This is a genomic window from Alteromonas sp. R7 (assembly GCF_055755235.1).
The window spans coordinates 74,488-97,032 of the sequence record NZ_JBVTQX010000005.1 but is presented as its reverse complement, the minus strand read 5'-3'; the positions used below and the strand labels follow the sequence as shown (position 1 = coordinate 97,032).

Sequence of the window (22,545 nt, the reverse complement as noted above, 5' to 3'; positions counted from 1 at the left end):
TACAGCAATAATCGCTAATTTCGTAACAACTCATTAACAATGAATTGTGTAGGAATTACCGTGAGCAACGCTGAACAACAATTGCATTATTCTACTTGTACGCTTTGTGAAGCAATGTGTGGTATTGAGGTAGCGACGAAAGGCCGTCAAATACTGTCAATAAAAGGGGATAAAGAAAACCCATTTAGCCAAGGTCATATCTGCCCGAAAGCGAGTGCGTTAAAAGACTTGTACGACGATCCTGACCGCTTGAAGCGCCCGGTAAAAAGGGTACGAATTGACGGCGAGGCGAGTGCACCGGAAGACTGCACCTGGGAAGACAGCGCATGGGAAGAGATAGGGTGGGATGAAGCCTTTGATTTGGTCGCAAGCAAGTTACACCACATCCAGCAGGCCCACGGCAATAATGCGGTAGGTGTGTATTTAGGAAATCCTAATGCGCACAATATGGGCTCAATATTATTCGGGCCGTATTTCTATCGTGCCCTCAAGTCGCACAACCGCTACTCCGCTACCTCCGTTGACCAGTTGCCCCATCATATTGTTAGTCGCCGACTTTTTGGTCATATTTCCCAAATTCCCATTCCTGACATTGATCACACGCAGCACTTTATGATCATCGGCGGGAATCCGCTGGCCTCTAATGGCAGCATTATGACCGTGCCAAACGTGAAAAAGCGTTTAAAGGGCATTCAAAAACGTGGAGGGAAGGTCGTCGTTATCGACCCTAAACGCAGCGAAACTGCCGATATTAGCTGTGAACATCACTTTATTCGTCCAGGCAGTGACGCGCTGTTACTGCTAGCTATGCTGCATGTATTGTTTGAAAAGCAGTTATACAAGGCGGATGAAATTTTACCTTATGCCGAGGATATAAAAGCGGTCGAAAAATACGTTCGTGATTATTCACCACAAAAGGTGAGCGAGCTTACCGGTATTACAGCTTCACAAATCACTCAGCTTGTTTTGGACTTCTGCAATGCTGAGTCTGCAGTTTGTTATGGAAGGATGGGGGCTAGCGTACAAGCGTTTGGTACGCTCACTCAGTATCTAATCATGTTGTTTAATATGCTCACCGGAAACCTAGATAAGCGGGGTGGCATGATGTTTACTCAGCCAGCCGCTGACGTATTACCTGTATCAGGCAAGGGCAGCATGGGCGGATTTTCTTCTCGCGTAAGAGGGCTTCCGGCGTTTGCTGGTGAATATCCGGTAGCGTGTTTAGCCGAGGAAATCTTAACCCCGGGAGAAGGACAAATTAAGGCCATGGTAATTGGTGCAGGTAATCCAGTGGTCACTACACCAAATGCAGAACAGCTTGATAAAGCATTTTCTCAACTCGATTTTATGGTTGCGGTGGATTTTTACGTTACCGAAACCTCCCGACATGCAGATGTGATCCTTCCTCCGGTAACCGCGCTAGAACGCGACCACTACGACATTGTTTTTCACAACTTTGCCGTGCGAAATTTCGCTAAGTATTCGGAAGCGGTGGTGGACATTGACGAAGACCAGCTTAGCGACTGGCAAATATACCTTTCGTTAGCCGAAAGGCTCGATGCGCTAAACGGAAAAAACACCGCACACTATGCTGCGCTTTGGGACAAGCAGCCTAAAGGTGTGGTCGATGATTTGTTGCAAGCAGGTCTTTATGGTCGAGCAGCAAGTAAAAAAGAAGGCGCTGATGCTAACTTAAGCGAAACTCCAACCGCTATTCCGGAAGGCGGGTTGTCGATTGATACGCTTAAAGCACACCCACACGGTATCGACTTGGGGCCGCTACAACCGTCTTTGCCTCATGCCTTGTTCCATGAAGATAAGAAGATTCACTTAGACTTTGATTATTTCATGGCTGACTTAGACAGGGTTAACACGCATTTCTTTGGAAAAGCGAACCAAGGTACGCCGCAAAATCAGTCCGTCGTTTTGATAGGGCGCCGGCATATTAAAACCAATAATTCGTGGCTGCATAACAGCCCCCGTATGGTGAAAGGCAACAATCGATGTACGCTGCAGCTTCATCCTGATGACGGGGCTAAATACGGCATTACAGATGGCGATGAAGTAAGTGTGAAATCGCGGGTTGGCCGGTTAACCATAGAGGCTGAAATCACAGATGCAATTATGCCCGGCGTGGTATCTATTCCCCATGGATGGGGGCACAACAAAAAAGGCATAAAGCTGTCTGTGGCAAGTCAGCACCCTGGGGTAAACACCAATATTCTTACTGACGATTTACAGGTAGACGAATTATCGGGAAATGCGGTGCTAAATGGCGTGCCCGTTGATCTAGAAAAAGTAAGTTAAACACATAAAAAAAGCCGGCATTAACTAATAAGCTAATGCCGGCTTTTGTGAGAAAGCGCTCAATTGGGCGCGTCTCTCTAGGTCATCGTAACAAACTCTTCTGCACTGGTAGGATGAATGGCTACACACGCATCAAAGTCAGCTTTGGTCGCCCCCATTTTTATGGCAACGGCGAAGCCTTGCAGAATTTCATCCATGCCGTGCCCAATACCGTGAAGGCCTACCACTTTTTCGTCTTTACCCGCGCATACCAGCTTCATCTTGGTCATTTGACGGTGGCGGGTTACCGCGGTGTACATAGACGCAAAACTAGAGGTGTACACTTTAACGTTGTCTTCACCGTATTCTTCAATAGCTTCTGGCTCTGTTAGGCCAATAGTGCCAATGGGTGGATGACTAAACACAACGGTTGGAATCATTGAATAATCCATGTGAGCGTCTTTTTGGCCGTTGAATAAGCGTTCGCTTAGCAAGCGACCTGCTTTAACTGCCACTGGAGTAAGCTCTGCTTCACCGGTAATATCACCAACCGCGTAGACATTCTTTGCCGTGGTGTTTTGATATTTGTCGACCTTAACCGTGCCGTTGTCGTTCAGTTCAACGTCGGTATTTTCAATATCAATTTTGTCGGTAGAGGGTTTACGGCCAATCGCCCAAATCAAGCAGTCAGCTTTTAACACTTCTCCATTGGTTAAGTGTACTGATAGCTCGCCATCGTCAGCTTTTTCCACTTTTTCTACGCTAGCATGGTCGTGCAATTTGCAACCTTCAGCGTGGATCATGTCAACCAAAGTTTCGTGAATAATAGGGTCGAAATTTCTAAGCGGAGCGTGTTTGCGAACTACCAAATGCGATTCTGTACCAAGGGCGTGAAGAACGCCGGCTAATTCCACTCCAATGTAGCCTGCGCCAACCACGACAGCGCGTTTCGGCTGTTCTTTTAAGGCAAAGAAACCATCAGAATCAATACCGTACTCAGCACCTTCAATATCTGGGATGATTGGGCGGCCGCCTACAGCAATCGTAATATGATCAGCCGTGTACTTTTCGCCGTTGACTTCTACCGTGTTGTTATCGATAAACTTCGCGAAACCGCGAATTAAGGTAACGTCATTTGCGGTAAGAGCGCGGTCGTAAGAAGCATGAATACGCTCAATATAAGCCTGGCGGCTGGCAATTAGGCTGTCCCAGCTAAAGTGATTTACCGACAAATCGAACCCGTATTCAGGTGCATAGCGATGTATGGCTTCAGCCACCTGTGCTCCGTACCACATGGCTTTTTTAGGCACGCAGCCAACGTTCACGCAAGTACCGCCAATATCTTTCGCTTCAATGATGGCGGCCTTCTTTCCATGTTTAGCTGCACGGTTTGCAGATGCGATACCACCGCTGCCACCGCCAATACATATATAATCAAAATGTGTCATTCAAAAAGCCTTCTTTGTCGGTTAGGCGAACGTAAACGATAAGCATAAATGCCTTCGGAAGGTTCGCACAGCAAATCATTCTCTATCGGTCTTGTCATAAAGAGTAATCAAAAGACCGAGATTTGCTTTAGGGAATTTCATTTAGTTTATCAATGGGGACAGTGCAGCCTAATTAAAAGGCTAAGACAAAGCGAAGCATATTCATGCATCGCTCATCCTGCTTTCAGCACGTAATCTTTAAAGCTTATTCACTTATAGTAGCAGAAAGCTCTTCTGGTTCTATTTGAATACTAAACGCTTTTCCACGTTCTTCTTCAAAGTGTACGAGTTTTTGAATGGTGGCATCACTAAACACATGTCCCTCGGGAAGGATAAGGATGTGACTATCGTTATACAAATTTTGGGCTAGTACCATGCCTGCTTTGAGCTGCGAGGCTTTCAATGATGTAGAAAGCAGTTTAGATGTCGTTACATCTTCTGCTTCGAGCAACAGGTCCAAAAATTCACCGTCATAGCGGGTGTTTCTGTGCTTTTTCATTTCTAGTTTGGCATCGCGAGGGCTCATTTCGATACCGCTCATTCTGCCGGTTACTAAGCGCCAGTAATCTCGGGCTATGGCCAAGATACGCGCGCCAGCAGGAATTTCTTTTGCAACTTTGTTATACAAGCCTGAGCCATTATAGTGCTCGAACTGAAATTCAATAATGTCAGAAACTTGATGTAGTTCATGAGCCGGAGCAAGTATTAACGCAGCCTGCTTGGTTTGCGATAGATAGTTTTGCTGCTGTTGATATTTAAGCTTTGAAAATGGCGCCTTAAAATCTTCGCTTTCAAGCCCTAGTAACCCAAGCTCGCAGATAAGGCCAGCATAACGCACCTGTTTGATTTCTTCTTTCTCTAACCGAGCAATACGCGCCAGTTTTGATGCCAACTCGCTAACCTCAATGGCAAACTTACCATTAATGTCAGGGTTAATGCTTATCACGTTGAACAGCACCTGCTCCATTGCAAGGTTGTGTTTTTCGATTTTATTTAGCGCTGCTTTTATCTGGCGCGTGCGCTTTTGAACCACTTGTTCTAGTGAGGCATTTACGTCGCGTAGCTTTTTATTTTGCAGTCGTGTTAGTTTTTGTAGACGAAGGTTTTCCGCCTTTAACTTAACTCGTTCTAAGCCTTCTTCTACAACAGCGATAAGCTCTTGGTTGTCCCAAGGCTTTTGCAGGTAACGGTGTATCTTGCCTTGGTTTACGGCTTTAATTGTGGACTCAATGTCGGCATAGCCAGTGAGCACAACTCTAAATGTCTCGGGATAATTGATAGCGACCTGTTCGAGTAATTCCGCACCTGACATCTGCGGCATTTTCATGTCAGAAATAACTACATGAACATCGTGTTTACTCATTAGATCTAACGCTTTGGCACCACTATCAGCAAGCAGTAAGGTGATGTCCATAGTGAACAGCGCACGCTTAATAGCGCGAAGGATATTCGGCTCGTCGTCGACAAATAGAACCGTGTAGGTCGTGGCTTGTTCTGTAGTAGGCTCTGTCATAAATTATTATCCTTATAAGCGACGTTACAACTATTACACGCAATGCTGCTTGATAACACTATTAGTTGATTCATCCTTCGCTCTCTAATGTTTTGTCTGATTGTGAAACAAGGGGGAGCGCTAACGTAAATATGCTTCCTTCTCCCTCTTTGCTGGTGGCTGAGAGCGTGCCGCCATGCTCCTGAACAATGCCAAACGAAATTGAAAGACCTAAGCCAGTGCCTTGCCCTTCAGGTTTAGTTGTAAAAAATGGATTGAAGAGTTTGTCTAAATGACTTGATGGAATACCGCAGCCAGTGTCTTCTACACGAAGCTCGACAAACTTGCCCGCAGTACAGGTGGTAATAGTTATCTTACCGTTCTTACCCGTGCTCTCTATCGCTTGACCCGCGTTAATGAGTAAGTTGGTAACAACCTGAGAAACCTTGCCTACATTCATGGCAACGTCAGGGACTTTGCCTAAATGCGTTTCGACAGTACAAATATACTTTAATTGGTTGTTCACCATGGCAAGGGTAGTGCGTACACAATCATTAATGTTGTGCTGCTGCATGTGGTCACTGTCTACACGAGAGAATAGCTTTAACCCTTTTACAATTTCAGCAACCCGACTTAAACCGTCTCTCGAATCGCTGAGGAGGTCGGTGATATCTTCATTGATAAACGCCATATCCTGATTAGCTAACATTTTTTCTAGTTCTGATAAGGCAGAAGCACGCTTACCCTCGTCTTGCTCATTAAGCACCGCGTTAATTTGTGAGAATATCATTTGGTAGGTAGCAACGTACTCGCTTAAGGTGGATATGTTGCTGCTGACAAAACCGACAGGATTGTTAATTTCATGGGCGACCCCCGCTGCTAGCTGGCCAACTGACGCCATTTTCTCAGCTTGAAGTAGTTGTACCTGGGTCTCTTTTAGATCTTTATTGGCCTCTTGGAGTTGATAGTTTTTCTGATGCAGCAATGCGGTTCTATCCTGAACCTTTTCTTCAAGTAGCGTGTTAAGCTCTTTAAGCTCATCTTGCGCGTATTGACGCTGCGCATGTTCTTCTTTTAAACGCTCAACCAGTTGATTAAATGCCTCTGCCAGTTCGCTTAACTCATCAGTGCCGCGCACGGGAACAAAAACATCTTGATAGCTGTTGTTTTTCACTGCATCACCTAAACGTTTAGCGCCTTCGTGTAATTGATGAAGTTGCGACATCAGGTAAGAGCCAAGTAAGTAAGAGCACAATCCGACCAAAATAAATTCTAGAAAAGCCAGTGTAACTGTCCAGTTTCTCACCCTCGATACTGATTCAGTTACTGAAGCAATGTTAAGCCCAATCTCTACATAGCCGTACAAAGTCCTGTTCACCATGATGGGGGCTCGGGTGTCGTAAATACCATCATCAGCGTCCGAAACACTTGTGTCGGCAGTAAAAGGGCGGTTTAGTGCGTTGGTGTTACCCTTTTCTACGAAAACTCTGCCTAATTTGTCTTTAACTTTGACGTAAGCAATATTGGGGTTGGTAAGGATTTCTGAGACGTCGGCATCTAGAGCTGCAAGGTCGTAGCTTAAAAAGGCATTTTTTGTCGTCGAAACAAAAAGGGCAACCGTGGTGTCGGCTGACTTCTTTATGTTACTATCGACAAGGTCATTAAGTAGCTGAAACACCGTCACAATGAGCACTAGCAGCAAAAGCGCTGCTATTGATGCGATGCCTGTTATTGTTTTTATACGCAACGACAGTTTCATACGAGTCTACTCATAAATGCGGCCTCGATAGCGACGCTATTCCCAATGCTCTCACGTCGTCCCAATCACTGTCGTTTGACGCTATAAAGCCGTTAAATCCAATACCTTTTAAAATCCAAGACTTACTTGTGTCATTCGACAAAGCAAGTAATGCATTAAGAATAGCTTGTCTGTCAGCGAGTGCCATATTTGGATGGGTTGCGATAGCATGAGGCGTATAACCTTTGCTCTTCCAAAGGACACGTAATTCTTGTTTAACGTCGTCAGGTGAACTGTTAAGCGTACGGACAATGCCACCCCCAGCATTGAAAAAGCCCCTTTGTACTGCGAGGTACACAGAGTCATGAGAATTGACGTAGCGCGGTACAAAAGCAATGCTTTTCATCCGCAAGTGAGCGCTTGTGATAATTGTGGCAGCAAACGCAGCTGGCGCTGGGAAGGCTACTTCAGTACCGCTTAAGTCATCCAGAGAGCGTATGGGGCTGTCTTTATGTACAACAAGTAAGCCGCGAATTTCTTTATCGCGTTGGCGCGCAAGCGCGCGGTATCCCGCAGATTCATTAAAGACCACAAAGTGGTAGGGGTTCATGTAGGCAATATCATATTTGCCGTCGGCGAGATTCGCCTCGAAGGTGGGAATGTCTTTTGCAGTTTTAAAATCAATCTTAAAACCGGTGTAATTGCTCACATAGTCGATTAAGGGTTGCCATGTTTCAGCCATTTTCTTGGCAGACTGCTGAGGTACAACAGCAAAAGTAAGGGGTTTAGCATTTGTCGGTAATGCGCAAACACCTACAAGCAAACTTAAAAGAGCGAATCGCGATAACCAAGCCATAATGTCACTCCCTTTAAATCGATTTACATCGACATAAACTGCTCAAGGACCATTGTTAAGTCATGATTTGAGAACGGCTTTTGTAAGGTGGCATCAGCCCCTATCTCAAGCGCGCGCTCCAGGCTAATTTCATCGAGTGCCGATATGACCACAATTTTGAGATCTTTATATTTATTTTGATCTCGCGTGAATTCGATAACGCTGTAACCGTCCATGCCTGGCATACTTAAATCGAGGGTCATGACTTTGGGCTCGTATTGGCTAAGCATAATCCCCGCTTGGAAGCCGCCTGTAGCGATATACGACTCATAACCCGCCCGTCTGGCCACGCGCTGAATAGACTTGGCAACTGGCATTTCATCGTCAACAATTAATATTGAGGGCGTGGCAATGCCTTTCAATGAATCGGGAATTGGCATGTCGTGTCGTTCAAGAAAGGCGACAAAATCTTCTACTAATACTCTGTTGTTTCCACGCCCAGGAAGTTTGAAGCCTTTCAGCTTGCCGCTTTCGATCCATCGAATTACGGTGCGCAGATTTACATCGCAATACGAGGCTATTTCGCCTGAGGTCAACGTTTTCATATCTATGCCTTGTAGATTTATTAATCGAAATTATAGACGCTGAACAGCGAAGGGACAAAGTAGACAAAAGGATGAAATGTGACATTTGTGACAGAGCTTGGCGGAGCTGACTGTGTTGTTCAGTTTTTATGAGGGGCATTAAGAAAAACGGTGCAGCGGCATTCATTGAATTCGTAAATATAGGCAATAATCATGATCCATGCACGTTAACGGCAAGTAAGTTCAAAATAGGTCAACAGTGGCTAAAACAATAGCTTGCTTTTAATCAGCGAAGCCCCATCATTATTCTATCAACGTGTTAAGAGTGAAAAAGATTATGACAACCCCTGCAATTGAAATGGTAGATGGTCTACCAATTTTTTCTGCTATTGAACCTGCCTCTATTAAGCCTGCAATTGAAAAAGCCATTGCGGCGTGCAAAAGCGAAATAGAAGAGGTCGTGGCGTCGAAAGATTACTCTTACCAGAATTTAGTGCTGCGCCTTGAAGAGGCCGATGATCGTTTAAGTAAAATATTTTCACCCGTTTCGCATATGAATAGTGTAGTGAGCAGCGATGAATTGCGTGAAGCTCACGATGCGTGTTTGCCATTACTATCTGAATATGGAACTTGGGTAGGCCAGCACGAAGGCCTTTACAATGCTTACGCTTCCCTTAAAGCGTCTGACGAATTTGCGACCTTAAGCGAAGAGCAGCAGAAAGTGATTGAAAACGCCGTTCGCGATTTCACATTGTCAGGCGTAGCGCTTCCCGCAGAGCAAAAGAAGCGTTTTGCAGAGATTCAGGCAAAGCTTAGCGAGCTATCGTCAACCTTTTCCAATAATGTGATGGACGCCACTATGGGCTGGACTAAACACATTACCGATGAGGCTGAACTTGCCGGTATGCCAGAGTCAGCCCTTGAAGCAGCGGCGCAAGCTGCGCACCAAAAAGACTTACAAGGCTGGTTGTTTACGTTAGACATTCCGTCTTATTTGCCAGTCATGCTTTACGCCGATAATCGCGAACTTCGCGAAGAAATGTATCGCGCCTATGCAACAAAAGCGTCCGATCAAGGCCCTAATGCGGGTAAGTGGGATAACACCGATATAATCAAAGAGACCTTAACGCTGCGTACTGAACTGGCTGAATTGTTAGGCTTTTCAAGTTATGCAGAGCGTTCACTAGCGACTAAAATGGCAGACTCTACCGATCAGGTCATCGGTTTCTTACGTGATTTGGCGGCTAAGTCTAAGCCTCAGGCAGAGAAAGAGCTTGAAGAAGTACGAGCGTACGCGAAAGACAAGCATGGTGTCAGCGAGCTAGCGGCATGGGATTTACCGTATTACAGCGAGAAACTGAAACAGGAAAAGTACACGATTTCTGATGAAATGCTTCGGCCTTATTTCCCTGAAGATAAAGTGCTGTCTGGTTTATTCGAAGTTGTACATCGCCTGTACGGCTTAAAAATTATTGAGCAGCCTGGCATTGATACGTGGCATAAAGATGTACGTTACTTCACCATTACTGACGATGCTGATGTGATGCGCGGCAGCTTTTACCTAGACTTATACGCACGAGCTAAAAAGCGTGGCGGCGCGTGGATGGATGAATGTCGAGTTCGTCGTGAAAAAATGAATGGCGAATTGCAGCTACCCGTTGCGTACCTTACCTGTAATTTCAACGCACCTGTAGGGGATAAGCCAGCGCTATTCACCCACGATGAAGTGGTGACCATGTTCCATGAGTTTGGTCATGGGATCCATCACATGCTTACTAAAATGCGCGTAGCGGGTGTATCCGGTATTAACGGTGTGCCATGGGATGCGGTTGAACTGCCAAGTCAGTTTTTAGAAAACTGGTGCTGGGAAGAAGACGCACTTAACTTTATCTCTGGTCACTATGAAACTGGCGAACCGCTTCCTGCTGATTTACTGGAGCGTATGCTTGCTGCACGGGATTACCAGTCAGCGATGCAGATGGTACGCCAGCTTGAATTCAGTCTTTTCGACTTCTTACTGCATAGCGAAAAAGGCAGTGAGGTAGACGTACAGGGCACATTGGATAAAGTGCGTGAAGAGGTGGCCGTGGTCATTCCTCCATCGTTTAACCGTTTCCAAAACGGCTTTGGTCACATATTTGCTGGTGGATACGCAGCGGGCTATTACAGCTATAAGTGGGCAGAGGTGCTTTCTGCCGACGCGTACAGCAAGTTTGAAGAGGATGGCATTTTTAACCGCGATACGGGCAAAGCGTTCTTAGAAAACATTTTAGAAATGGGCGGCAGTAAGCCTCCTATGGACTTGTTTGTTGCTTTTAGAGGGCGCGAGCCGCAAGTTGACGCTTTGCTTCGTCACAGCGGTATTAAAGGCTAGGCACACATGAAAGAGTCTAAATTAGAGTCTTTTCAATCTATCTACCGCCGAGCGTGTGAGCGCAAAGGCGGTGAAAGGGTGCTTGAAGCCATGCTCCAAGCACCACTTTCTAAAGCGCAAATTGAAGCAATTCCTGACGACCGCTTTTTAGCGGCGATGACCAAAAAAGTGTTCCAGTCGGGCTTCGTTTGGCGAGTTATCGAGCAAAAGTGGCCCGACTTTGAAACCGTATTTTTCGGGTTCGATATTGATAAAGTGTTGTTGATGCCTGATGAAATGCTAGAGCAAAAAGCGTCAGATAAGCGCATTGTTCGCAACTATAAAAAAGTGATGACAGTGCGTGACAATGCCATGATGATCAAAGACGTAGCCCTGGAGCACGGTAGCTTTGGTAAGTTCGTAGCAGGCTTTGAAAAAGACAATATCACTGAGCTTTGGGCGTTTTTGAAAAAACGCGGTGCGCGATTAGGCGGTAACACCGGCCCCTACATGCTTCGTGCACTAGGCATAGACACGTTTTTATTCTCACGTGACGTGGAAGGTTACTTGCGAAAGAATGAAATTATCGACGGTGGCTTAACCTCGAAAAAGTCGCTGTCGGCGGCCAATGCGGCATTTGCGCAATGGCATGAGGAAAGCGGCCGTTCTTTGCAAGAGATCAGTGCCATTGTTGCTTATAGTTGGGGCACAAACAATCAGGTAGCGTAGAGCAAGCTGATCTAGTCTTCTATACAAGCGAGCTTGTGCCTTGCAGGCTCCGCTTTTGTGAAGGTCAAAGGCTTGATTTACATCAGGAGACAGTCAGGCATAAAGCTTTTGCTTGAGCACACAATCCTATACACTTCGGCATTAATAAAAATATTCAAATTACAGGACTGTCATGAGCGACAATCAAACTCCCGCTACGCAAGCAGACTCTGCAATCGACAATGCTACTGAGCATACAACGCACTTTGGTTTCAAACAGGTGGATAAAGGGCAAAAAGCCTCTTTAGTTGCTAATGTTTTTGACTCTGTTGCAGCAAAGTACGACGTAATGAACGACCTTATGTCGATGGGAGTGCATCGTTTATGGAAGCGTTTCACAATAGACTGCAGCGGTGTTCGCGCGGGTAATAAAGTATTGGATATTGCCGGTGGTACTGGCGATCTAACCGCTAAGTTCTCTCGCTTGGTAGGCCCTACAGGGCGCGTAACCCTTGCCGATATCAACTTGTCTATGCTGAAAGTAGGCCGTGATAAGCTTCGCGATCGCGGCTTGGTAAGCAATATCGATTATGTGCAAGCTGACGCGGAAGCACTGCCTTTCCCCGACAACCATTTTGATGTGGTGACCATGGCATTCGGCCTCAGAAACGTAACGGAAAAGCAAAACGCGCTTAATTCTATTTTTCGCGTGTTAAAACCAGGCGGCCGTTTACTGGTATTAGAATTTTCTAAGCCTACGTCAGAGCAGCTCAGCAAACTCTACGATATGTACTCGTTTCACATTTTGCCAAAAATGGGTCAGCTAGTGGCGAACGATGCAGAAAGCTACCAATACCTTGCGGAAAGCATACGTATGCACCCAGATCAAGAAACCTTGAAGGGGATGTTCGAGCAGGCTGGCTTCGAGCAATGTGATTACCAAAACCTGACTGGCGGTATTGTAGCGCTACATAGAGGTTATAAGTTTTAATGCCTACTTCTGCGCTGGTTACCGCAACGGCTGAATCGGTTTTAAACAAGTTGCTGTCTTTAGACGAAGACAGCGAAGTAAGGCTAAAAGCGCTTGCTGGCGCCAGGCTTACCGCGTTCATTTCGCCGCTTCCTTATGGTATTACGCTGTCGTTTTCTGACCGTATTGACGTACTCAGCGAACAAGGCTCGTTTGAAGACGCCGTCGCGTCCCTTGGGCCGAAAGACTGTTGTATTAAAACGTCGCTACAAACCTTGCCAGAGTTAAAAGAAACCAGCCAGTTGACTCGTCTTATTCAGCAAAAGGCCCTCTTTTTGGAAGGAGAGCTCAATGTTGCTCAGCAGGTCAGTGCCTTGTTTCAGCAGCTCGATATCGACATTGAAGAGTTGCTGGCACAAAAGACCAACGATGTTATTGCCCATCAGACCGTGAAAACGGTGAAAACCGTGCATGAGAAGTCGATGTCAGCGCTAGCTTCCATGGCGAAGGTATTCGGCAACGCCGTAGTAGAAGAAAAGCAGCTTGCTGCACACAAGCTGGCGGTTATGCACTTTAGTGACGAAGTTAATGCGCTTCGCGATCGAGCAGAAAGTGCCGATGCGAGACTGCGCCGCCTAGAAGAAAAATTTAAGTAAGATTGAGAGAAACAGGCTCATAAATGCGTATTGTTAGGTTATACCGAATTAACAAGGTATTGTTGGAACACGGCTTAGACGAACTTATTCCAGCAAAGTGGTTACCCTGGTACGCGCGGGCTATGCGTCATACCATTTTTTGGGTGCGAAACAAGCACAAGGACAAGTCAGCCGGCGAGCGTATTACCCTTGCACTACAAAACCTTGGGCCTGTTTTTATTAAATTCGGCCAGATGCTCTCTACCCGCCGAGACTTGCTTCCTCCTGCCATTGCTAACGAACTTGCTCGTTTGCAAGACAAAGTTCCGCCGTTTTCATCTGACGCTGCACAAGACATTATCAAGCAAGCGCTAGGGCTTTCTGATTTAAGCGAATTATTCAGTGAATTTGAAAAAGCGCCGCTGGCGTCTGCCTCTATAGCCCAAGTTCACGCGGCAAAGTTGAAGCATAACAACGAAGACGTCGTGGTAAAGGTATTGCGCCCAGATATTCGCGATACCATCGTGGCGGACATGGAGCTTTTGTTTAGCTTGGCTAACGTGCTTCAACGCTGGCTTCCTGATGGCAAACGGCTGCGTCCTGTAGAAGTGGTTGTAGAATACCGCAAGACCATTGTTGATGAACTTGATTTACTGCGTGAATCTGCAAACGGTATTCAGTTAGGGCGGAACTTTGAAGGTTCAGACGCGCTTTATGTACCTAAAATTTACAGTGACTACTGTCGCAGTAATGTGTTGGTTATGGAGCGTATTTACGGTCTTCCAATCTCAAATATAGACGCATTACTTACCCAAAATACCAATATGAAAAAATTGGCCGAGCGCGGTGTGGAAGTTTTCTTCACTCAGGTATTTCGCGACAGTTTTTTCCATGCAGACATGCACCCGGGCAATATCTTTGTTTCTACCGAACACCCTGAAAACCCCAAATATATCGCCATCGATTTTGGCATTGTGGGTACGCTCAATCGTGAAGATAAACGCTATCTGGCTGAGAACTTTATTGCCTTCTTCAACCGCGACTATCGCAAAGTCGCGCAGCTTCACGCCGACTCAGGCTGGGTACCGCAGGATACCAATATCGATGAGTTCGAGATGGCCATCCGCACGGTATGTGAACCTATATTCCAAAAGCCACTAGCTGAAATATCCTTTGGTAACGTGCTGCTGCAGCTATTTAATACGGCACGACGTTTCAATATGGTTGTGCAGCCACAGCTTGTGCTACTGCAAAAAACATTGCTGTATATAGAAGGCTTAGGCCGTCAGCTCTATCCTCAGCTTGATTTATGGAAAACCGCCAAGCCGTTTCTTGAAAACTGGATGAAAGAGCAGATTGGCTTTACCGCCATGATGGGGAAGGTGAAAGACAACTTACCTTTCTGGTCTGAAAAACTACCTGAAATGCCAGACCTGCTGTACGACAGTTTACAGCAAATGAAGCGCTTGCCATTGCAACAACAAAGGGCACATTTGGCACTGCTTCAAGAGCAAAAGAAAACAACTCAGACCACTCATTTAAGCGTAGTGGGCGCCACCTTTGTGTTAATGACAGCAATACTGCCAATGTACGATTTATCTTGGTATTTCCCTGCAAGTACAGGCGTAATTGGCGCAATTTGCTGGTATTTAGCCTGGCGGAAAGGGCATTAATTTTTGTTACGCTGCGGTGAAATATTTATGAAATCCGTAGTTTATCAATTAATTTGTATATTAATCGTCCCGAAGAGTGTTATAGTGGCTTTGGCTTTTAGCCAAAGTCTTTAAAGAGACGCGATTTTGTATTATTTGCTATATGTTAAACCACTCGAGTTACCCGGTAATTTGTTGTAAGTTGTTTGTCCATTCGTAAGTAAGACCCAATACTCCGCCAATTTAAAGACTCTAAAGAACTTAGTTACACGCGCTTATGCGCAATTTAATACGATATTTGAGGTCTATACGACATGTCTAAAGTTACAGGCACAGTTAAGTGGTTCAACGCTGATAAAGGTTACGGTTTTCTAACTCAAGATAACGGCGGTAAGGACGTATTCGTTCATTTCCGTGCGATCATCTCTGACGGTTACAAAACGCTTCCAGAAGGTCAGCGAGTAGAATTTGAAGTTGAAGAAGGTCAAAAAGGTCTTCAAGCTGCTAACGTGCAAGCTATCTAAGAATTCAAAAACGGCGGTCATTTGACCGCCGTTTTTCTTTCTATTGTCTGCATTTCCACACTCACGCTAAACGCGCGACAAAGCTTTTAGTCCATACCGCTTTTGGTTTAATCATTTTTAACGAATAACGCTTTCATCAATAGCTAGTCTACTACGTCGCTATCGTCATCCTCTCTCGGCTACACCACATAAGCACTCGTTCACCCCAATAAATTTGAAGCTCGCAGCATATTCCTAATATCAGTACGCCAAGGTATTGCGTAGTCATAGTGTTTAATGCTTTACTCATTACAACGCCCATTTGGGTAATACCAGTCCGCACAGTTAATTACCCACTCAGCGAGACTCAAAGTGTTCGTAATCGCTGCGATAAATACGTCTACAGGGAGTGCTTAAAGCGCATGACATCAACTATTCGATCTTCATTGGCCACCGCGCTACTTATTCTAATTTCAAACCTTGCTTATGCTGCTCAGGCAAATGGACAAGTCGATGATCAGGGTGTTTTAGCAATGGTGCTTAATACCGAAATCCGTATGGCAGACGTCGTACCTAGTGAAGAAGAACGTAAAAACTTGAAGCAGCAAGCGAATGACAATTACGCAGGTATGCTTGATTATGTGGTCCGTGTAAATGCGTCTAACAGAATTTATGAGCTTGTTTTAGAGGACTATGCAAAACAAAAAGGCATAACGGTTAATCAAACACTGGTAAGCAAGTTTATCGAGAAGTTTGAAGGTCAGGTTTCAAGTGAAACGGCAACGAAACCCATTAAGGAGATAGCGGCCAAGCAGGTTATACAGTTTCAAACAGAAAAAGCGATGTATGAAGAGTTTGGAGGGCGTGTTATCTTTCGCCAGTCTAACCCGCAAATGCCGATTGACGCTTACAATACACTGCTATCTCGCTATCGCGATGCAGGTAAACTTAGCATAATAGACGAGGACTTGCGGGATGCATTTTGGGATGTATTCACGCCTCCCTTTCAGTACGAAATTGCACCAGAAAATGTCGACTTTAGTCAGCCTTGGTGGCTTTAAATAGCCTCCATAAAAGTAAAGCGCCTGACGTAATTCGCTGAAAAACTAAGAACACGGAAATAAAGGGCTACATCTCACTATGCGTAGTGAAAAAACAAGCGGTATAGACACAATAGATAAAGCTATTTTGGCCATGCTACAGAATAACGCTGACACGCCTGTCGCAGAAATCGCTGAGCAAATTGGGCTTACGGTAACGCCCTGCTGGCGGCGTATTCAAAAGCTAGAAGAGAAGGGCATAATCTCTAGGCGAGTAGCGCTGTTGCAAGCAAAACACCTGGGGCTGGCCATGACCGTTTTCGTGCAAGTAAAAGCGGGCAGACATGATGGTAAGTGGCTGGCAAGTTTCGCCAAGCACGCCGCGTCGTTTGATGAAGTTGTTGAATGCTATCGTATGTCTGGCGAATACGATTACCTACTAAAAGTCCTTGTTACCGATATGGATTGCTTTGATCATTTTTATAAGCGATTGGTTAACGGTATAGAATTTTCCGACGTCACTTCAAGCTTTGCAATGGAGCAGATTAAGTACACAACCTCGGTACCGCTTAACCATATTTAACCCCTCATAATTAGCATTGGTTTTCTCAATACCTTCGGTGATAAATGAGGCAACTTGCAGTTGAAGACACTAAGTAATACCAGTCCGCATAGATCATTACCCACTCAGCGAGAGTTAAAATGTTCGTAATCGCGGGCGTGTTACCGCAGGTATAGTGGTTCTACATCAAGGTGACACAACAAAGAGTACGAACATTTTAAACTCGCCCTTCGGGAAGGTCTGGCAAGCTTCCTAGCTTCATTCTGGGAATTTGAAAGGGAACAGCCATTCCTGCATTCCCACGCTTTGCTAGGAAACTTGCCAGCGCCTTCTGAGTGGGCAATTTTCTAAGCGGATTGGTACAACATAAATTCGATAACTTCCCGATTAAAAATCTGAAAGAAAAAAGCAACCGTAGCGGTCTATTTTTGTTCAATTGTAGGAGAAGTAAATTTTGTCCTGCTACGAATAGAAAAGGGTGCAGAGACGTGCGACAAGTATAGACGTGCCCCTAAATAATATGGGGGTTATATGTTTAAAGCCATCAAGCAAAGAATCTTGCTCGGTTATCTTCTCGTTGTAATTGTGTCGCTCATCGCGGCAATTGTATTGACAAAGAACAACGCCAATGTCGAAAACTTAGTAGAAGCCTACGTGGCTGAAACATTACCCTCGTTAAGCGCTATCGATGATATACAAACTCAAAGTAAAGAGCTGGTGCTTATCGCGTATTCCTTATACGGAACCACAATAAATAGTCGCGAATATAACGGACAGAAAGACCGGCTCGTCGACGAGACCAACGCCAAATTTTCCCAATTCAGCTATATGGGAAGCGATGCCGCTCAAGAAAAATTTGATGTACTGGTTGCGTCAGCTGCGTCTTTACAGCAAACGATGTCAGCAACATCTATAGATTGGGATATTGCACGGGAAAATCTTCAAGTTATTACCCAAGCAGCATCTGAACTAAATGCACTTTTAACTGGGGTACGCTCGGGTGTTGAGCGTGCTGCGAACTCTCGAACCATGGCTATTTCTGCTGAACTCAGTGTGAGCCAGTTCACTATCTACAGCCTAATCATATTGCTACTGGCTGTATCCATAATGGGCTACATACTTGCTAAGCGGAATATCGCAAGTCCTATCGAAGAGATGGCTAAGAGGCTTGACGATATTGCAAAAACACGCAATTTACAGTCACGTCTACCTACTCAAAATTTACAAGAACTCCACGCGATAACGCATAGCGTTCAAGGTCTACTAGCCGTATTTCACAAGGGAATGACTGACCTTCAACATGCAGTGAATGACCTGAACCACTCATCACAAACACTTAACAGTGCAACATCACACTCTTCAACCGCTATTCTAAGCTTTCAAGGAGACATCAAGCAGCTAGTGTCAGTCATGGATAATCTGTCTGATGAAATGGAACAAAGCCTTACTCTATCTATAAAAGCTGCGGAACAAGCGAAAGGTAGTGCCCACCAGATAGCGCAAGGTAAGGTGGATGTGGAAACCACAGCGCGCGCCATCTCTGATTTAACCCTGAACATTGATAAAACTGCTACTACGTTAGATAAGCTGCAAAGCGATGGAAAAAATGTATCGAGTGTGGTGAAAACCATTGCTGAGATTGCTGATCAAACTAACTTATTGGCACTTAATGCTGCAATAGAAGCGGCAAGAGCAGGAGAGTCGGGTAGAGGTTTCGCGGTGGTGGCGGGTGAAGTGCGTACGCTAGCATCAAGAACTCATCAATCGACAGTTGAAATTAATGCCATGTTAGAAAAAATAGTGCAGTCAATTCGTGATTCTGTACAAACTATGACTTCGAATAAAGACAAGGCACACAACGCATTGGGGCTTGCCAATGAGCTGGTGATTACGTTGGAAGACGGACGCAAAAGTGTTTTATCGTTAGTTGAGGTGAGCAATGAGGCTTCGGCTCTTGTACAACACGCTAAAGATCAGGTGCAAGTTGCACGCGAAGGGGCACTAGATTTTCAAATGCTGGGCGATCAAGTAAAAGCCGCGAATACCAATGTGAATAGTGAAGCGAAAAGCTTATTCAGCCTGGCTGAGAACCTTCAGGAAAACGTTAATAGATTTAAATTGAGCTAAAAAAATGGGGCCGGTTTGACGGGCCCCATATAAATTAATGATTTTGGTCTTCAACGTGCTGGTCGGCAAATATCTTGGATTTCTTTTTGATTTTACATCCTAAGATACGCTGCGCATTTTTACGGCCGATATAGTGAGCGACTGTGTAGGGGTGCGCGCGCTTGAAGAACCGTGAGAACGAATGGAATACATTTTCCATGGTATTGGCTCCTTCTATTAAAAATTGCCCCAAATAAAATATAGTAATATTACAGTTTGATGTCAACAAAATATTTAACGGTAAGTAACGTTTAAATTTTGATCACACCTTAAGGGTAGACTAGCTAACGCTAAACATCCTCTAGTCATTGGTATACATTGTTCGAGGGAAAGGATCATATTTTGATCGCAGGTTTTCAGATCGAGTTCGTGGATTGGGGATACTGGTCGCCGCAAATGCCCCAAGCACAGGAAAGGCGTCGGGAACCGCAAGAAACTCGCAATGTACAGCGTTTAGTATAGCGCTGAATAGAAAGTGAACACCATTGAATTTCAATGATGTTCACTATTGTTTCAAGTAATTGGGATCTGCTGCGATCCCATTAACAAAGGCTAGTAGTAAGAAAGCTTCTCTGATTTACCGGAGAATATCTTATATACCATGGCCGTATAAGCCAAAATAATAGGTACTACAATAACTACGCCAACAAGCAAGAAGCGCAGAGAGCTTGCATCACTAAGCGCATCCATCACCGTCATCTGTCCAGGGATGATAAACGGATAGTAGCTTATGCCAAATGCGGTGAAACAAAGTAAAAATACTAGAAGGGCAATAAAGAACGGAAGCCATTCGCCTTTCCCTTGTGCATCAGGCAGTTTTTTAAGCAACACACCACATAGTGCTAGAAGCGCAAAACACGCTACTGGAATAGCGAAAAGCACATAGCCCCAAGGAGCAGACAACCATAAGTCTCGTACGTCATCGTGTAAGGTTAGATTCGCGATACTTACCGCGACAATCCCTACCGCCAGTACCCCTAAACCTCTTCTGGCCCAGTAATACGCCTTTTGTTGAAGCTCACCTTCGCCTTTAAGTATTAACCAGCACGAGCCAATAAACGCATAGGCAGCCGTAACACCAAATGCAGCGAGAAGTGCAAAGCCTTGCGCCCAAATATCTGTGCGAAGACCCGTCACGTATATACCCAACATATACCCTTGAGCTAATGTGGTTAAAAGCGAACCGTATTTGAATACCATGTCCCACTTACGCTTTTTCACCTGCACAACCTTGGCGCGAAAATCGAACGCTACGCCGCGCAAAATAAGCCCTAATAACATGAAGGTTGCAGGCAAGTACAAGGTTTGTAAAAACTCACTATGGGCTTCAGGGAAAGCAATAAGCAGTAGTCCTATGGCGAGCACAAGCCACGTCTCATTGGCATCCCAGTAAGGCCCTATAGAGGCTATCATGTCATCGCGAAACGTTTCTGTTCTTGGCGGGATAAGTACACCCACACCCAAGTCGTAGCCATCTAAAATGGCGTACAGCAATACAGATAGACCAAGTAAACCCACATAAATATTTCCGAGCATTTCTGCTGATACATTTTCAAACATGTTTGCTCTCCTTAAACCGTGCTTGGGTCTGGGTCAGTAGGTTGCATTTTTGCCTTGGCAACTTCGCGCTCTTCCGTCGTTATCTCTTCAATTTCAACGGCTCTTCTGCACATCAACATAAGTGTTCCCATGTATGCGATTAGAAGCACCGTATAGATAACAAGATAAAGCGTGAAAGACAGAGCAATATTCGCCGGTGGCAATTGGGTAACGGCATCAGCGGTTCTTAATACACCGCTTACCAAATAGGGCTGACGGCCTATTTCCGTTACGTACCAGCCTGCTAATGTAGCAATCCAGCCGCTAAACGCCATGCCTGCAAACGTGCGTTTAAGCCAAATTGGGAAGTCTTTGTTACGCATAAGATAAAGACTGCCAAGCCATGACACAGCGAGCATCAACATGCCCATACCCACCATAACCCTAAAACCGAAGAAAACAGGAGCAACGGGCGGATGCTCTCCTTCAAACTCATTTAACCCTTTAATCTCGCCCTTAAGTTCGTGAGTAAGAATTAAACTTGCGCCATAGGGAATGGGAATTTCAAAATGATTCTCTTTGCTATCTTCGTCAGGAATTGCAAAAAGCAACAAAGGTGCACCTTCAGTGGTTTCCCAAAGTCCTTCCATCGCCGCTACTTTCTGAGGCTGATGCTCAAGGGTATTTAGACCATGCATGTCGCCAGCAAAAATTTGCAAAGGAATTAGCACTGCCGCCGTATAGGTGGCTGTTTTTAAGGCGAGCTTGGGCGCAAGCTTATCGTCGCCTTTAAGCATGCGGTAGGCTGAAAGCCCAGCTATCAGGAAGCTGGCCGTCAGTCCAGACGCTAACATCATATGTACAAAGCGGTAAGGGAAAGATGGGTTAAAGATAATTTCTTTCCAGTTTGTGGCGTACACCACACCGTCGACCACTTCAAAGCCCTGTGGGGTTTGCATCCAGCTATTTAAGGCTAATATCCAGAACGCAGAAGTAGTGGTGCCAAGTGCAACAATAAGGGTTGAAGCCGTATGCAGCCAGTTCGGAACACGGCGTATGCCAAACAGCATGATGCCTAAAAACGTGGCTTCTAAGAAAAAGGCGGTAAGTACCTCATAACCGAGTAGTGGCCCCGCCACATTACCTACTTTCTCCATAAATCCAGGCCAGTTAGTACCAAACTGAAATGACATGGTGACGCCGCTTACTACACCCAAGGCGAAGCTTAGGGCAAAGACACGTACCCAAAAGCGATACATACGCATCCACACAGGGTGACCTGAAATATTAGAGCGCAGCTTAAAGTAAAATAGAAACCAGCCCATCGCCATGGTGATGGTTGGAAACAAAATATGAAAACTAATATTTAACGCAAATTGTAAACGAGACAGCAAGAATGCATCCACAGAAGGCCCCCTTAGTTAACGCTGTTTTTCCCCGGAAGTAGCTTGTCCTTAAGCTCAAGCATACGGCCCACGCCAGAACCCAACTTCATCAACGTGTTTAACTTTTCAGGCCCAAGATTTTGAAGCTCTTCAGACCATGCCGTAATTGATTCGAGTAAATCGTGAATTTCGTTCAGTTTATGTTGTGCATTTGCCTCTTTTTCATTGGCAGGTGCATCAAGCAACAAATCACGCAGTAGACTCATGGTTGGGTCTATCTCGCGCTTTCTTCGTTCTTCAAATACTCTATTGGCCAATGTCCAAATATCGCCAGCCGGAATAAAAAACTCTTTTCTCTCACCAGGAACAAGATGCTGTTTAACTAAGCGCCATGACTGAAGCTCTTTTAAACCCATGCTGGTATTGCCTCTGGATATGTTGAGCGCATCTGCAATTTCCTGCGCCGAAATGGGCTCTTCGTTTAAAACAATAAGCGCAAGAATTTGCCCAACCGTTCTGTTGAAACCCCAACGACTTCCCATTTCGCCAAAGTGCATAACCGCAGATGTAATTAAAGGCGTCATTTTCATTTTTACCTTCCAGAAGTTTC

The 22,545-nt window shown here is 45.2% G+C and carries 19 protein-coding genes; 10 read left to right on the top strand and 9 right to left on the bottom strand.

Annotation, left to right across the window (positions count from 1 at the left end):
* Positions 1-60 precede the first annotated feature (60 nt).
* Entirely contained in the window at positions 61-2,307 is a 2,247-nt protein-coding gene (locus AC0J2X_RS09710; RefSeq protein WP_472995992.1) for a molybdopterin oxidoreductase family protein, read from the top strand.
* A gap of 77 nt (positions 2,308-2,384) precedes the next feature.
* Here AC0J2X_RS09710 and gorA read toward each other — a convergent pair whose 3' ends face one another.
* The 5 genes from gorA to AC0J2X_RS09685 form a co-directional block, all read right to left on the bottom strand.
* Positions 2,385-3,734, bottom strand: a complete 1,350-nt coding sequence (gorA, locus tag AC0J2X_RS09705) for a glutathione-disulfide reductase (RefSeq protein WP_014977556.1) — start codon at positions 3,732-3,734, stop codon at positions 2,385-2,387.
* Positions 3,735-3,978: 244 nt separating this feature from the next.
* Positions 3,979-5,286: a response regulator c-di-GMP phosphodiesterase, NosR family gene (gene nosR / locus AC0J2X_RS09700; protein ID WP_014977555.1), complete on the bottom strand. Its 1,308-nt coding sequence runs from the start codon at positions 5,284-5,286 to the stop codon at positions 3,979-3,981.
* 70 nt (positions 5,287-5,356) lie between these two features.
* A complete protein-coding gene (locus tag AC0J2X_RS09695) occupies positions 5,357-7,024 on the bottom strand; it encodes a HAMP domain-containing sensor histidine kinase (RefSeq protein WP_472995991.1) in 1,668 nt (555 codons plus the stop codon).
* A 10-nt stretch (positions 7,025-7,034) separates the two neighbouring features.
* Positions 7,035-7,859 carry a phosphate/phosphite/phosphonate ABC transporter substrate-binding protein gene (locus tag AC0J2X_RS09690; RefSeq protein ID WP_338355742.1) on the bottom strand — a complete coding sequence of 275 codons (825 nt, stop codon included), beginning with the start codon at positions 7,857-7,859 and terminating at the stop codon, positions 7,035-7,037.
* 23 nt (positions 7,860-7,882) lie between these two features.
* Positions 7,883-8,443 carry a response regulator gene (locus AC0J2X_RS09685; protein WP_472995990.1) on the bottom strand — a complete coding sequence of 187 codons (561 nt, stop codon included), beginning with the start codon at positions 8,441-8,443 and terminating at the stop codon, positions 7,883-7,885.
* A 316-nt stretch (positions 8,444-8,759) separates the two neighbouring features.
* Between AC0J2X_RS09685 and prlC the strand changes: the two genes are divergently transcribed.
* From prlC to AC0J2X_RS09640, 9 genes are all read left to right on the top strand, one after another.
* Positions 8,760-10,796, top strand: a complete 2,037-nt coding sequence (prlC, locus tag AC0J2X_RS09680) for an oligopeptidase A (protein ID WP_101566077.1) — start codon at positions 8,760-8,762, stop codon at positions 10,794-10,796.
* A gap of 6 nt (positions 10,797-10,802) precedes the next feature.
* Complete coding sequence (locus AC0J2X_RS09675) at positions 10,803-11,504, top strand: DNA-3-methyladenine glycosylase I (protein WP_472995989.1); 702 nt, start codon at positions 10,803-10,805, stop codon at positions 11,502-11,504.
* A gap of 172 nt (positions 11,505-11,676) precedes the next feature.
* On the top strand, positions 11,677-12,474 hold the full coding sequence (ubiE, locus tag AC0J2X_RS09670; protein WP_014950941.1) for a bifunctional demethylmenaquinone methyltransferase/2-methoxy-6-polyprenyl-1,4-benzoquinol methylase UbiE: 798 nt from the start codon (positions 11,677-11,679) through the stop codon (positions 12,472-12,474).
* Positions 12,474-13,109 (top strand): ubiquinone biosynthesis accessory factor UbiJ, encoded by a 636-nt coding sequence (locus tag AC0J2X_RS09665; protein WP_101566073.1) that lies wholly within the window; start codon positions 12,474-12,476, stop codon positions 13,107-13,109. The genes ubiE and AC0J2X_RS09665 overlap by 1 nt, the downstream gene beginning before the upstream one ends.
* A 23-nt stretch (positions 13,110-13,132) precedes the next feature.
* A complete protein-coding gene (ubiB, locus tag AC0J2X_RS09660; protein WP_472995988.1) occupies positions 13,133-14,761 on the top strand; it encodes a ubiquinone biosynthesis regulatory protein kinase UbiB in 1,629 nt (542 codons plus the stop codon).
* Between the two features lie 293 nt (positions 14,762-15,054).
* Positions 15,055-15,264, top strand: coding sequence for a transcription antiterminator/RNA stability regulator CspE (gene cspE, locus AC0J2X_RS09655; RefSeq protein WP_012519905.1), 210 nt, complete (start codon positions 15,055-15,057; stop codon positions 15,262-15,264).
* A 401-nt stretch (positions 15,265-15,665) separates the two neighbouring features.
* On the top strand, positions 15,666-16,304 hold the full coding sequence (locus tag AC0J2X_RS09650; RefSeq protein WP_472995987.1) for a hypothetical protein: 639 nt from the start codon (positions 15,666-15,668) through the stop codon (positions 16,302-16,304).
* A 79-nt stretch (positions 16,305-16,383) separates the two neighbouring features.
* Positions 16,384-16,866, top strand: coding sequence for an Lrp/AsnC family transcriptional regulator (locus AC0J2X_RS09645; RefSeq protein ID WP_014977547.1), 483 nt, complete (start codon positions 16,384-16,386; stop codon positions 16,864-16,866).
* A gap of 510 nt (positions 16,867-17,376) precedes the next feature.
* Positions 17,377-18,972, top strand: coding sequence for a methyl-accepting chemotaxis protein (locus AC0J2X_RS09640; RefSeq protein ID WP_472995986.1), 1,596 nt, complete (start codon positions 17,377-17,379; stop codon positions 18,970-18,972).
* 34 nt (positions 18,973-19,006) lie between these two features.
* Here AC0J2X_RS09640 and AC0J2X_RS09635 read toward each other — a convergent pair whose 3' ends face one another.
* The 4 genes from AC0J2X_RS09635 to AC0J2X_RS09620 all read right to left on the bottom strand — a co-directional run bounded on the left by AC0J2X_RS09635 (position 19,007) and on the right by AC0J2X_RS09620 (position 22,525).
* Positions 19,007-19,171, bottom strand: a complete 165-nt coding sequence (locus tag AC0J2X_RS09635; RefSeq protein WP_014950935.1) for a hypothetical protein — start codon at positions 19,169-19,171, stop codon at positions 19,007-19,009.
* A gap of 392 nt (positions 19,172-19,563) precedes the next feature.
* On the bottom strand, positions 19,564-20,571 hold the full coding sequence (locus tag AC0J2X_RS09630; RefSeq protein WP_014977546.1) for a cytochrome d ubiquinol oxidase subunit II: 1,008 nt from the start codon (positions 20,569-20,571) through the stop codon (positions 19,564-19,566).
* 11 nt (positions 20,572-20,582) lie between these two features.
* Complete coding sequence (locus tag AC0J2X_RS09625) at positions 20,583-21,956, bottom strand: cytochrome ubiquinol oxidase subunit I (protein WP_110289348.1); 1,374 nt, start codon at positions 21,954-21,956, stop codon at positions 20,583-20,585.
* 11 nt (positions 21,957-21,967) lie between these two features.
* On the bottom strand, positions 21,968-22,525 hold the full coding sequence (locus AC0J2X_RS09620) for a GbsR/MarR family transcriptional regulator (RefSeq protein ID WP_014999724.1): 558 nt from the start codon (positions 22,523-22,525) through the stop codon (positions 21,968-21,970).
* Positions 22,526-22,545 lie beyond the last annotated feature (20 nt).

What these genes read in the sequence shown, in the direction of transcription:
- gorA (WP_014977556.1), bottom strand. Translation starts at nt 3,734, where the DNA reads ATGACACATTTTGATTATATATGTATTGGCGGTGGCAGCGGTGGTATC.
- nosR (WP_014977555.1), bottom strand. Translation starts at nt 5,286, where the DNA reads ATGACAGAGCCTACTACAGAACAAGCCACGACCTACACGGTTCTATTT.
- AC0J2X_RS09695 (WP_472995991.1), bottom strand. Translation starts at nt 7,024, where the DNA reads ATGAAACTGTCGTTGCGTATAAAAACAATAACAGGCATCGCATCAATA.
- AC0J2X_RS09690 (WP_338355742.1), bottom strand. Translation starts at nt 7,859, where the DNA reads ATGGCTTGGTTATCGCGATTCGCTCTTTTAAGTTTGCTTGTAGGTGTT.
- AC0J2X_RS09685 (WP_472995990.1), bottom strand. Translation starts at nt 8,443, where the DNA reads ATGAAAACGTTGACCTCAGGCGAAATAGCCTCGTATTGCGATGTAAAT.
- prlC (WP_101566077.1), top strand. Translation starts at nt 8,760, where the DNA reads ATGACAACCCCTGCAATTGAAATGGTAGATGGTCTACCAATTTTTTCT.
- AC0J2X_RS09675 (WP_472995989.1), top strand. Translation starts at nt 10,803, where the DNA reads ATGAAAGAGTCTAAATTAGAGTCTTTTCAATCTATCTACCGCCGAGCG.
- ubiE (WP_014950941.1), top strand. Translation starts at nt 11,677, where the DNA reads ATGAGCGACAATCAAACTCCCGCTACGCAAGCAGACTCTGCAATCGAC.
- AC0J2X_RS09665 (WP_101566073.1), top strand. Translation starts at nt 12,474, where the DNA reads ATGCCTACTTCTGCGCTGGTTACCGCAACGGCTGAATCGGTTTTAAAC.
- ubiB (WP_472995988.1), top strand. Translation starts at nt 13,133, where the DNA reads ATGCGTATTGTTAGGTTATACCGAATTAACAAGGTATTGTTGGAACAC.
- cspE (WP_012519905.1), top strand. Translation starts at nt 15,055, where the DNA reads ATGTCTAAAGTTACAGGCACAGTTAAGTGGTTCAACGCTGATAAAGGT.
- AC0J2X_RS09650 (WP_472995987.1), top strand. Translation starts at nt 15,666, where the DNA reads ATGACATCAACTATTCGATCTTCATTGGCCACCGCGCTACTTATTCTA.
- AC0J2X_RS09645 (WP_014977547.1), top strand. Translation starts at nt 16,384, where the DNA reads ATGCGTAGTGAAAAAACAAGCGGTATAGACACAATAGATAAAGCTATT.
- AC0J2X_RS09640 (WP_472995986.1), top strand. Translation starts at nt 17,377, where the DNA reads ATGTTTAAAGCCATCAAGCAAAGAATCTTGCTCGGTTATCTTCTCGTT.
- AC0J2X_RS09635 (WP_014950935.1), bottom strand. Translation starts at nt 19,171, where the DNA reads ATGGAAAATGTATTCCATTCGTTCTCACGGTTCTTCAAGCGCGCGCAC.
- AC0J2X_RS09630 (WP_014977546.1), bottom strand. Translation starts at nt 20,571, where the DNA reads ATGTTTGAAAATGTATCAGCAGAAATGCTCGGAAATATTTATGTGGGT.
- AC0J2X_RS09620 (WP_014999724.1), bottom strand. Translation starts at nt 22,525, where the DNA reads ATGAAAATGACGCCTTTAATTACATCTGCGGTTATGCACTTTGGCGAA.